At 74.2% G+C, this 10,826-nt stretch carries 10 protein-coding genes; 5 read left to right on the forward strand and 5 right to left on the reverse strand.

Going from position 1 to position 10,826, the window contains the following annotated elements; all coding sequences use genetic code 11:
- The coding region (locus ABZW03_RS28450; protein ID WP_355264193.1) for a hypothetical protein at positions 1-810 on the forward strand (810 nt) is incomplete at its 5' end.
- Positions 811-948: 138 nt separating this feature from the next.
- Here ABZW03_RS28450 and ABZW03_RS28455 read toward each other — a convergent pair.
- The 5 genes from ABZW03_RS28455 to ABZW03_RS28475 all read right to left on the reverse strand — a co-directional run bounded on the left by ABZW03_RS28455 (position 949) and on the right by ABZW03_RS28475 (position 7,038).
- A complete protein-coding gene (locus tag ABZW03_RS28455) occupies positions 949-2,637 on the reverse strand; it encodes an ABC transporter ATP-binding protein (protein WP_355264219.1) in 1,689 nt (562 codons plus the stop codon).
- Positions 2,638-2,663: 26 nt separating this feature from the next.
- Complete coding sequence (locus tag ABZW03_RS28460; protein WP_355264196.1) at positions 2,664-3,653, reverse strand: ABC transporter permease; 990 nt, start codon at positions 3,651-3,653, stop codon at positions 2,664-2,666.
- Entirely contained in the window at positions 3,650-4,696 is a 1,047-nt protein-coding gene (locus ABZW03_RS28465) for an ABC transporter permease (RefSeq protein WP_355264199.1), read from the reverse strand. Before ABZW03_RS28465 ends, ABZW03_RS28460 begins: the two co-directional genes overlap by 4 nt.
- A gap of 32 nt (positions 4,697-4,728) precedes the next feature.
- Positions 4,729-6,447, reverse strand: a complete 1,719-nt coding sequence (locus ABZW03_RS28470) for an ABC transporter substrate-binding protein (protein ID WP_355264202.1) — start codon at positions 6,445-6,447, stop codon at positions 4,729-4,731.
- 372 nt (positions 6,448-6,819) lie between these two features.
- Positions 6,820-7,038 (reverse strand): hypothetical protein, encoded by a 219-nt coding sequence (locus tag ABZW03_RS28475; RefSeq protein WP_355264205.1) that lies wholly within the window; start codon positions 7,036-7,038, stop codon positions 6,820-6,822.
- Positions 7,039-7,171: 133 nt separating this feature from the next.
- On the opposite strand from ABZW03_RS28475, the gene ABZW03_RS28480 reads away from it, so the two are divergent.
- The 4 genes from ABZW03_RS28480 to ABZW03_RS28495 all read left to right on the forward strand — a co-directional run bounded on the left by ABZW03_RS28480 (position 7,172) and on the right by ABZW03_RS28495 (position 10,780).
- Positions 7,172-8,263 (forward strand): DUF5937 family protein, encoded by a 1,092-nt coding sequence (locus ABZW03_RS28480; RefSeq protein WP_355264208.1) that lies wholly within the window; start codon positions 7,172-7,174, stop codon positions 8,261-8,263.
- A gap of 187 nt (positions 8,264-8,450) precedes the next feature.
- Entirely contained in the window at positions 8,451-8,984 is a 534-nt protein-coding gene (locus tag ABZW03_RS28485) for a pyridoxamine 5'-phosphate oxidase family protein (RefSeq protein WP_355264210.1), read from the forward strand.
- A 36-nt stretch (positions 8,985-9,020) separates the two neighbouring features.
- The gene (locus ABZW03_RS28490) at positions 9,021-9,983 is read left to right on the forward strand and encodes a WYL domain-containing protein (RefSeq protein WP_355264213.1); all 963 of its coding nucleotides are present in this window, start codon (positions 9,021-9,023) and stop codon (positions 9,981-9,983) included.
- A gap of 140 nt (positions 9,984-10,123) precedes the next feature.
- The gene (locus ABZW03_RS28495; protein WP_355264216.1) at positions 10,124-10,780 is read left to right on the forward strand and encodes a hypothetical protein; all 657 of its coding nucleotides are present in this window, start codon (positions 10,124-10,126) and stop codon (positions 10,778-10,780) included.
- Positions 10,781-10,826: the final 46 nt, after the last annotated feature.

The raw sequence follows: 10,826 nt of genomic DNA on the forward strand, positions 1-10,826 counted from the left end.
GATGTGGGCGACCACCACCGCCCCGGTGCTGGTCGAGGCGGCGCAGGGCCACGGGACCTGCACGCCCTGCTCGGGGCCGAACCGGCCGCGCTGCGCGACGATTTGATGCGCGAGGGGCTGCCCGCGATCACCTCGGCCTGCGCCTACCTCGGGGAGCACGGCGACTCCGCGCAGGCCCGGGTGCAGCTGGTGGTGACGGCGCTGGCCGCGCACGCGAGCACCCACCCGGACGGGCTGGTCGGCGGGCACTACTCCTTCCTCTCCCACCTGGAGGACTTCCTCGTCCACGAGGACCCGGACGGCCGCCTGCGCGCGGCCTTCGACCAGCGCTGGGAGCGCACCGGCCCCGCCGTCACGGAGCTGGTCCGGCGCATCGCGGCCGGGGGCGCCCGAGGCTGGGAGCAGGACTGGGCGCGCTGGTCGGCCACGGCCTGGCACCGGGCCGAGCGGCTGCTGGCGGCCGGGGCCGACCTCTCCGGCCGCGGCGAGGAGTACCGGGAGCGCGCGGCGGCCCTCGGCGACCCGGCCACCGCCGAGCGCTGGGACTTCCACCTGCGCACCCGCTACAGCGAGTTCCACCGGATGCTGGCGCGCAGCGACCCGGACGGCACCCTGTTCGACCGCGCCGACTACCTGGTCTACCGGACCAGCACCAACGCCCTGTACCGGCTGTTCGCGATCTGCGACGTCCGGCCGGTGGAACGCTACCTGGCCGCCCACCTCGTGGTGCGCAGCGTGCCCGAGCTCACCGGGCACCGGTGGCAGGACTACATCGCCGAGGTGGCCGCCCGGGCCGAGCGGGCGGTCTGACGGCCGGACGTCCGCTGTCCGGCCGCCGCGGAACTGGAAGCGCCGCGGCCCCGGAAACGCGGCGGTCCAGGAAACACAGCGGCCCAGGAAACGCAGCGGCCCGCACCCCGAGGGGTGCGGGCCGGGAACGGGAGCCGGTCAGGCGCGGGCGGAGGCCAGCCGGGCCTGGCGCCGGGCGGTCGCCTCGGCCGGGTCGAGCACCGGCACGGCGGCCAGCAGGCCCTTGGTGTAGGCGTGCTGGGGAGAGTCGTAGACCTCGTCGGCCTCGCCCTGCTCCACGATCCGCCCGGCCCGCATCACGGCCACCCGGTCGCTCACCTGCCGGACCACCGCGAGGTCGTGCGCGACGAAGACCAGCGCGAGGCCGAGGTCGCGCTGCAACTCGCCCAGCAGCGCCACCACTTGCGCCTGGGTGGTGACGTCCAGCGCGGAGACCGGCTCGTCGCAGACGATCAGTCGAGGCCGGGGTGCGAGCGCCCGGGCGATGCCGACCCGCTGCCGCTGCCCGCCGGAGAACTCGTGCGGGTAGCGGTGGTACCAGTCGGGGTCGAGCCCGACCCGTTCGAGGAGTTCGCCGACCCGGGCGCGGATGCGGCGCTCGTCGCTCTCCCCGGCGATCCGCAGCGGGTCGGCGACGGACTCCCCGATCGTGCGGCGCGGGTTGAGCGAGGACACCGGGTCCTGGAAGACCATCTGCAACTCCCGTCGGAGCGGGCGCAGTTCCTTCTCCCCGAGTGCGCCGATGTCCTGGCCGCGGTAGTGGAGCCGGCCGCCGGTCGGCTCCAGCAGCCGGACCAGCATCCGCCCGAGCGTGGTCTTCCCGGAGCCGGACTCGCCGACGATGCCCAGCGTCTCGCCGGCCCGTACGGTGAGCGAGACGCCGTCCACGGCGGTGACCGGGGCGACGCGCCGGGCGAGGCCGCCGCGGGCGGCGAACTCCCGTCGCAGGTCGGTGGCTTCGAGCAGGACCTCGCCGCCGGAACCGGCCGGTGCCACGGCCCCGGCGGGCGCCTCGGTGGCGTCGACCCGGGGCACCGCCGACAGCAGCGCCCGGGTGTACGGCTCGCGCGGCGCGCCCAGCACCTCGGTGACCGGGCCGTGTTCCACCGCCCGGCCGTCCTTCATCACCAGCACCCGGTCGACGCTCCCGGCGACCACGCCCAGGTCGTGGGTCACCAGGACCAGCCCGGCGCCGGTCTCGGCGCGCAACTCGTGCAGCAGGTCGAGGATCTGGGCCTGGACGGTGACGTCCAGCGCGGTCGTCGGCTCGTCGGCGACCAGCAGCCGCGGCTCGCAGGCCAGGGCCATCGCGATCAGCACCCGCTGGCGCATGCCGCCGCTGAACTCGTGCGGACGCGACCGCGAGCGCCGGGCCGCGTCGGGGATGCCGACGCGGTCGAGTACCTCGACGGCCCGGGCCCGGGCGGCCCGGCGGGAGACGGCCCGGTGGACCCGCACCACCTCGGCGATCTGGTCGCCCACCGCGTAGTACGGGTCGAGCGCGGAGAGCGGGTCCTGGAACACCATGGCGGCCAGTCCGCCGCGCAGGCGCCGGAGGTCCGCGCCCTCGGCGGTGAGGGCGTCGACCCCGGCGACCCGGACGGAGCCGCCGATCCGGGCGCCGGTCCCGCGGTGCAGGCCGAGCAGCCCGTAGGCGACGGTGCTCTTGCCGGAGCCGGACTCGCCGACGATGCCGAGCGCCTGTCCGGCGTCCAGGGTGAAGCCCACGCCGTCGACGGCGCGCAGGTGGCCGTCGCCGACCGGGAAGTCGACGACCAGGTCCCGGACCTCGACCAAGGGCTCGGTGTTGAGGAGCTCGGCGTTCACGGGCGCGGCCTTCAGGAGTTCGGCGCTCACGACAGGACCACCCTTCGGTCGGTCACCGCGTAGAGCACGTCCGCGACGACGTTGGCGAGCACCACGCAGAACCCGGTGACGAGGGTCAGGCCCACGACCGTCGGCAGGTCGATCAGGCCGACCGAGGTGACCAGCAGCTTGCCGAGCCCCGGGAGGCCGAAGAGCGACTCGGTCAGCACGGCGGAGCCGAACATCGTCCCGAGGTCCATCGCGGTGAGCGCGATCACCGGGGTGAGCGCGCCGCGCAGCGCGTGCCTGGTCACCAGGCTCCGCTCGCTGACGCCGTACGCCCGGAAGGTCCGGATGTGGTCGTCGGCGAGGATCTCCAGCATGGACGAACGGGTCAGCCGGGCGTACTTGGCGGACTCGATCAGGGCGAGCGAGACCCAGGGCAGCAGCAGGCCCCAGAACCACTGCTGGGGGTCCTCGGTGAGCGGCACGTAGCTCGGGAACGGCAGCCACTGGAGCTGGGCGCAGAGCACGATGAGCAGCACCAGGCCGATGACGAAGACCGGCACGGAGCCGCCCGCCAGCGTCAGCCCGGTCAGCAGGCGCTCGCTGAGCCGGCCCCGGCGCAGCGCGGAGAGCAGGCCGGTGCCGACCCCGAGGATCAGCCAGAGCACCATCGCGCCGAGCGCGAGCGAGGCCGTCACCGGGAGCCGGGCGGTGATCATGTCGGTGACCTGCTCGCCGCTGCGGTAGGAGACGCCCAGGCAGGGCGCCGGGCAGTGCAGCAGGCCGGTGCCGGCGCTGAAGTCGCGGCCCGCGACGAGGCCCTGGAGGAAGTGGGCGTACTGGAGGTAGACCGGGGCGTCGAGGCCCAGCCGTTCGCGCACCTGGGCGACCTGGGCCGGGCTGCACTTCTCGCCGCAGGCCAGCTGGGCGGGGTCGCCGGGGGCGATGTAGAAGACCGCGTAGACGACCAGGGAGAGGGCGAGCAGCACGCCGAGCAGGCCGGCGGCCCGGCGGAGCAGGAAGCGGGTCATGCGGTGGCCTCCTCGGTGGCGGCCGGCTCGGTCGCCGCGGCCCGTCCGGTGCCGGCCGGGCCGGCGGTGCCGGCGGTGCCGCGCGCCGTGCCGACCCGCAGCCGGGAGGCGGCGCGCGGGTCGAGCTCGGTGCGCACGGCGTCGCCGAGCACGGTGAAGGCGAGCACGGTGACGAACAGCAGGGCGGAGGGCAGCAGCACGTACATCGGGTCCGCGCGGAACCAGGTGGTCGCGCTGGAGAGCATCTGGCCCCAGGACGCGGTCGGCGGTTTGACGCCCACGCCGAGGAAGGACAGCCCGGCCTCGGACATCACGTTGGTCGGCAGCAGGACCGCCGCGTAGGTGATGACCGGCGCGGCCAGCGAGGGCAGCAGCTCCCGGCGGGCGATCCGCCAGCGGCTCGCGCCGGCCAGCCGGGCGGCGGCCACGTAGTCGAGCTGCCGGAGGCTGAGCGTCTGCGCGCGGACCAGCCGTGAGGTGCCGGCCCAGCCCAGCAGCCCGATGACCAGGGTCAGCAGGAGCGGGCGGGGGAAGCCGGAGGGCACGATCGCCATCAGCGAGATGGCGAAGACCAGCGAGGGCAGCGCGAGCATCACCTCGGTGGTGCCGCCGATCAGCTGGTCGAGCAGCCGACTGCCGAGGCCCGCGGCGAGGCCGAGCAGGACGCCGATCGTCACCTGGACGAGGGTGGCGCCGACGGCGACGAGCAGCGAGATCCGGGCGCCGTGGACGAGCCGGGCGAAGACGTCCCGCCCGGTGCCCGGTTCGACGCCCAGCCAGTGCTCGGCGCTGACGCCGCCGAAGGCACCGTTGGGCACCCCGCCGGCCGCCGAGTCGAGCAGGTCGTTGTGGTAGCTGGTGGGGTCCTGGCCCTCGAGCGCGCTGAGCAGCGGTGCCGCCGCCGCGACGAGGGTGAGCAGGACGATGACGAGGCCGGCGGCGAGGGCGGCGCGCCGCGCGAGCAGCCGCCGCCACACCTGCCGTCCCCCGGCGGCCGGGGAGGCCGCGCGGGCCTCCCCGGCGCTGGGTTCCTGTGGAGCCATGGTGTTCCGATCGATCCGTCCGGTCCCGTCCGCTACTTGACCGCGACCTGGGAGATGTCGAGCACGCCGGTCCAGTCGCTGATGACGATGTTGCGGACGTCCTTGCCGGACAGCCGCTTGTAGACGGGGTGGAACAGCGGGACGGTCAGGGCCTGCTCACCGATGCGCTTGTCCAGGGCGCCCCAGCGCTTGGCGGCCTCGGCGTGGTCGGTGATCTTGTTGATCTGGTCGATCTCGTCGTTCACCGAAGGGTCGTCCAGCTGCGCGGAGTTGAAGTTGTAGCCGTCGGTGACGATCTGCCGGCCGTCGAAGATCGGCGCGAGGAACGGGCCGCCGGACGGCCAGTCGGCGCCCCAGCCGCTGAGGAAGAGGCCGGGCTCGGTGCCGACGGTGTGGACGGTCTTGGAGTACCGGGTGGAGTCCAGGGCGTCCAGCTGGACGGTGATCCCGGCGGCCTTCAGGCCGTCCTGGACGGCGGTGGCCACGTCCGGGCCGTAGCCCTTGCCCGTGCTGCTGGAGTGGGTGAGCGTGATGGTCAGGCCGTCCGGGTAGCCGGCCTCCTTCAGCAGCTCCCGGGCCTTGTCCGGGTTGCCGGTGGCGCCGGCCGGGAACGGGTCGTACGGCGTGTACCCGAAGGTCTCCTGGTTGGGCAGGTAGGTGGTGGCGGCCTCGGCGAGCGAGGAGCCGCCGACGGCGTTGACCACCGAGGTGCGGTTGATCGCGTAGGCGACGGCCTGCCGGACCTTCGGGTTGTCGAAGGGCTTGACCTTGGGGTTGAACGCCAGGTAGTTGACGTAGCCGAAGTGGCCGGTGCCGACCCGGCCGGCGAGCGCCTTGTCGTCCTTCACCTGGGCGAGTTCGGCGGGGCCGAGGTTGGTGTCGGTGGTGACGGCGGCCGCGTCGGCACCGGTGCCGGCGGTGAGCCGCTGGTTGATCACCGCCGGGTCGAGGCCGGACTGCACGTCGACGGTGTCGGGGTAGGCCTTGCGCTGGTCGTCCGTCGCCGCGGACCAGTTGGGGTTGCGCTCCAGGACGAGGTGCGCGCCGTCGTTCTCGTTCTTGACGACCCGGTAGGGGCCGGAGGAGACGGGGTGGTCCTGGTACTTCGTCCCGGTGTCCTTGGCCTTCGGGACGGGTGCGAACTGCGTCTGGGTCGCCAGGTACGGGAAGTCGCCCTCGGGCTTGTTGAGGTGGAAGACGATGGTCTTCTCGTCCGGCGTCTCGATGGCGTCCAGGGTGCGGCCGTCCTTGTACGGGCCCTGGTAGTCGGCGGCGCCGACCAGCCAGTCCCTCAGGAACGGTGCGCCGCCGGAGAGTTCGGGGGCGAAGGACCTCTCGATGCCGTACTTGACGTCGGCGGTGGTGATCGGCGAGCCGTCCTCGAACTTCAGCCCGTCCTTGAGGTGGTACGTCCAGACGGTGGCGCCCTCGGAGGGGGTGCCGGTGTCGGTGGCGAGGTCCGGGACCACCTTGGTGCCGGCCACGCCGTCGGCCCGGTTGCGGGTGGTGAGGGTGCGGAAGACCAGCGAGGGCACGTTGCCGCCGCCGGAGGTGTAGAGCCGCGCGGGGTCGAACTGCTCCTGCGGCAGCTGGTTGAGGACGGTGAGGGTGCCGCCCTGCTGCGGCGCGGCGCCCTTGCCGGCGCCCCCGCCGCCGTCTGCCTTCGGCCCGCACGCCGCGAGTCCGACGACCAGGGCGACGGTGACGGTCGCCGTGGCGAGGCGGCGGGGGGTGAAGGTGTTTCGAGACATCGGAAAGGGAGCCTTTCGCTACCGATGGTGTACGGAGGAAGGCGGGCGACAGTGAGGCTTTGAGGGGAGTGAGCGGCACCGCGCCCGCGAAAAGGGGCGACGCCCCGAGGCGGCGATCACCGCAACGCGTCGGGACAGGCGGATTCAGCGACAGAGATTGTCGGAAACGCAGTGCACGGCCACGCCGATCAGCGCCAGCTCGATGGCGGCACACTCGATCGGGTGACGGTCAGACATGCCGAGAAGACTGTATGAAGTTAAGCGGAATGTCAAAACTCCACTTTCCGAGATTGCTCCGACGCCTTTCCGTCCGCCCGGAGCCGGGCCGGCGGCTCCGGAGCCGGCCCGGGAGTCGGCCCGGGGGCCGCTCGCCTAGCAGGCCCCGGGGCGCAGCCAGCGGCGGAGGACGAGACGGAGCGCCAGGCGCAGGCGGCCGGTGGCCGGGCGGCCGACCAGGACGGCCTCGAAGCGGCGGCGGTCGCGGGCCGCGCGCAGCACCTCGACGTCGTGGGTGCCGGGCGCCGGCGGGGCCGGTTCGGCGTGCTGGGCGGCCCGGTAGCTGTCGAAGAGGTGCTGCTGCAGTGCGTTCATGGGCCCACCGTGCACCCCGGCCGCCCCGCGAGTCCCGCCGATTGACGGCCCCCGTCAAATGGCGGCCCCCGTCACCTGGCGGGACGGCTCCCCCGCCCGCACCGGCCCGGCCACGGCCCGGCACCATAGAGGGGTGAGCGTGACCATCGACATCACCGGACTGCCGCACGAGCGGATCACCTTCTGCCCCTCGCCGCTGGCCGAACTCGGCAACGCGCTGCACGCGCTGGCCGAGCCCGCTCACCACGCGCGGCTGCACGCCTGGACGACGGCGACCTCCGCCGCGCTCGCACCGGACCTGGCGGACCGGCTGCTGGAAGCCGAGTTCATGTGGCGCTCGACGCGCTCCGACTTCCTGATGCCGGCCCGGCCCCGGGAGACCCTCGCCGAGGAGCTGGACGACCTCGACCGGATGGACGACGAGAGGTTCGTCGGCACCGCGCTGGAGATCTCGTGCAGCACCAGCTACTACCCGAAGGGCCTGCCGTCCCCGCTGGTCGACGCGTGGTCCCGGCGCCGGGCACTCGACCTGGCGGCGGCGCGCGGACCGCGCCAGGCGGCCTTCGTCGAGCGGATGCTCGCCGAGCCCACCGCCACCCGCGCCTGGATCCGGCGCCTCCTGGAGGACTGCGACCAGGCGTTCTTCGCCGACACCTGGCGCCGGGTCCGCGTCCAGCTCGTCGCCGACGCCCAGCAGAAGACCGAGCTGCTGCGCCGCAAGGGCCTGGCGGAGGCGCTCAGGGCGGCCTCGCCCGCGCTGAGCCTGGAGGAGGACGAGCACGGCAGCCGCATCGTCGTCGACAAGCTGCTGCACGGCCGCACCCAGGCCCGGGACTCCGCCGTCACCCTGCTGCCGACCGTCTTCGGCTGGCCGCACCTGTTCACCCTCTACGGCCCGGGCTGGCAGCCGGTGATCCAGTACCCGGCCGCCGCCCACGAGGTCGGCGGCGGCGAGTCCGTGGAGACGGTCAAGCGGCGCCTGGACGCGCTGACCCATCCGATGCGGATGAGCCTGTGCCGCAACCTGGCCCGCGGCGCGTACTCGACCAGCGAGCTGGCCGACGCGTACGGCATCACCGCCCCGGAGGTCTCCCGCCACCTCGCCGTCCTGAAGAAGGCCGGGCTGGTCCTCACCCGGCGCCGGGGCCGTTACGTCCTCCACCAGCTCGACATCGCGGTCGTGTCCCGGCTCGGCAGCGACTTCCTGGAGTCCGTGCTGCGCTGAGCGCGGCCGCGTCGAGGAGCTCGCGGCGACCTCACGGAAAAGGCGATCCTGCGGAAAAGGCGACATCGCGGAAAACACGACAGAGGATGTCGGGTAAGGCGCGCACAGTGGGGGGTGCCGGCCGGTGCCGTGGTGGCACCGGCCGGGACGACGTACGAACGCGACGACGCACGGACAGAGGACCCTCATGCGCGAAACACCCGACGAGCTGGGCCGGCTCCAGGCCCTCCTCGACGCCTCGCTCGCCCGCTCCACGGCCCACCTGCGGTCGATCATCAGCAGCGAGCGCACGATCACCGCCGAGCAGCTCACCGGTGTGCTCACCGGCATGTGCACGCTCGCGCTGTCCACCGTGACGGCGAAGGGCGAGCCGCGGATCAGCGGCGTGGACGGGCACTTCCTGCACGGGAAGTGGCACTTCGGCACCGCGGTCGGCGCCGCCAAGGCCCGGCACATCGCCGCCCGGCCCGCCGTCAGCGCCGCGCACCTGCGCGGGGAGGACCTGGGCGTGTTCACCCACGGCACCGCGGAGGCGCTCAACCCGCCCGGCGGCGAGCCGTCCGCCGACTGGCAGGACCTGCGCGCGTACCTCCAGGACTTCTACGGCGCCGACACCTTCGACTGGGACAACGACGTGGTCTACTACCGGCTGCACCCGCAGTGGATGACCGTGTACTGCCCCGACCTCGCCAAACTCGGCGTGTCGGCGGCGCAGGCCTGACCCGCAGCGGCGAGGGCAGGGGACGGAGGGAACAACGTGCGGGCGAGCCGGACCATCGCGCTGCTGCTGCTCCTCCAGGCCCGGCGGACGATGTCCGCCGCGGAGCTCGCGGCCGAACTGGAGGTCTCCGAGCGCACCGTGCAGCGGGACGTCGCCGCCCTGGTCGAGGCCGGGGTGCCGGTGTACGCCGAGCGCGGCCGCGGCGGGGGCTACCGGCTCGTCGACGGCTACCGCAGCCGCCTCACCGGCCTCGAACGGGCCGAGGCCGAGGTCCTGCTCCTGGCCGGACTCCCGGGCCCGCTGCGCGACATGGGCCTGGCCGGGCAGGCCCTCGCCGCACGGCTGAAGGTCGCCGCCGCCCTGGGCGACGCCCCCGCGGCCGCCACCCGGCGGTTCCACCTCGACGCGCCCGCCTGGTTCCGCGGGGCCGAGGCCCCGCCGCTGCTCGCCGAGGTGTCGCGCGCCGTGTGGGAGGACCGCGTCCTGCACGCCCGCTACGCGGCGCGCGGCGGCACCCGGGACCGGCGGCTGGAGCCGTACGGCCTGGTGCTGAAGGCCGGGCAGTGGTACCTCGCGGCGCGCGGCCCGTCCGGCCGGGTCGGCTCGTACCGGGTCGACCGCTTCGAGACCGCCGAGGCCGGCGACGAACGCTTCGAGCGCGACCCGGAGTTCGACCTCGCCTCCCACTGGGCCACGGCGGCACGGGAGTTCACCCGCGCGATGCTGCGCGAGCGGGCGGTGGTGCGGCTGAGCCCGCTCGCCGTCGAGCAGCTCGCCGTCCTGCTGGAGCCGACCGCCGCCGCCGACGCCCTCGCCACCGCGGGCCCTCCGGACGACGACAGCTGGGTCACCGTGACGCTGCCGGTGGAGAGCTGGGAGATCGGCTACTTCGAGCTCCTCCGGCTCGGCCCGGAGGCCGAGGTCCTCCGGCCGCCCGCGCTCCGGGCCCGGCTCGCCGAGGCGACCCGCCGCGCCGCCGCGCTCTACGCCGGGGAGTGAGGACGCGGCGGGCGTCCCCGGCCCTCGCGGGTGACCGTGGGTGATGGCCCTACTCGGCCCAGCGGGATTGCCGGGCACCACCGGGCCCGGAAGGCTGGAGGCCCGGGGGGAGCCGTCCGGAACCCCAGGAGTCCCCGCCGATGTCCCCGCAGATCTCCCCGCCCTTGTCCCCGCTCTCCTCGCCGAGGTCCCCGAGGACGCTCGCCGCCGTCGCCGTGGGCCTCGCCGGCGCCGTCGCCCTCGCCCACGTCGCCTTCGCCGGCGCCCCCGTCACCCTGGCCATGGGCACCGGCAGCGCCGAGTGCACGCTCTCCTGGGCGAAGGAGGGCGTCACCTTCCGGGCCCTCACGCCGGGCAGCGCCGGCTCCTCCTTCCGGGACGTCAACGCCACCGGGACGGTCACCATCGACCTCACCGCCGTCGGCAACCCCGTCGGCCTGGCGAACTCGGTCTACATCCGCACGGCGGCCAAGGGCGGGTTCACCCTGACCGACGCCGCCGGCCACTACGTGCAGGTCTCGAACCTGGAGGGCAGCCTCTCCGGCGACAGCACCTTCGTCGTGCAGACCGGCAGCGACCCGGCGGGCACCCGCATCCCGGTGTACGACATCCCCACCCGGCCGCAGATCAGCCCCGACGTGCAGTCCGTGGTCCCGCCCCGGGTCAACCTCGCGCTCTCCGACATCAGGATGAGCGTCCTGCCCGAGTTCGCCACGGTCATGAACCAGACCTTCGGCGACAACACCATCCAGCCGGGCGACCAACTGGGCGTCTGCACGGCCCAGACCACCTCCTGATCCACCCCTGACGGCCGGGGCGCCCCGGCTACGCGCCGCCGCCGCT

Source organism: Kitasatospora sp. NPDC004799 (assembly GCF_040609095.1).
Lineage (GTDB): Bacteria > Actinomycetota > Actinomycetes > Streptomycetales > Streptomycetaceae > Kitasatospora.

Bases quoted from the DNA above. Each gene is read 5' to 3' on its own strand.
- ABZW03_RS28460 (WP_355264196.1), bottom strand. From the start codon at position 3,653: ATGACCCGCTTCCTGCTCCGCCGGGCCGCCGGCCTGCTCGGCGTGCTG.
- ABZW03_RS28465 (WP_355264199.1), bottom strand. From the start codon at position 4,696: ATGGCTCCACAGGAACCCAGCGCCGGGGAGGCCCGCGCGGCCTCCCCG.
- ABZW03_RS28470 (WP_355264202.1), bottom strand. From the start codon at position 6,447: ATGTCTCGAAACACCTTCACCCCCCGCCGCCTCGCCACGGCGACCGTC.
- ABZW03_RS28475 (WP_355264205.1), bottom strand. From the start codon at position 7,038: ATGAACGCACTGCAGCAGCACCTCTTCGACAGCTACCGGGCCGCCCAG.
- ABZW03_RS28485 (WP_355264210.1), top strand. From the start codon at position 8,451: ATGCGCGAAACACCCGACGAGCTGGGCCGGCTCCAGGCCCTCCTCGAC.
- ABZW03_RS28495 (WP_355264216.1), top strand. From the start codon at position 10,124: ATGTCCCCGCAGATCTCCCCGCCCTTGTCCCCGCTCTCCTCGCCGAGG.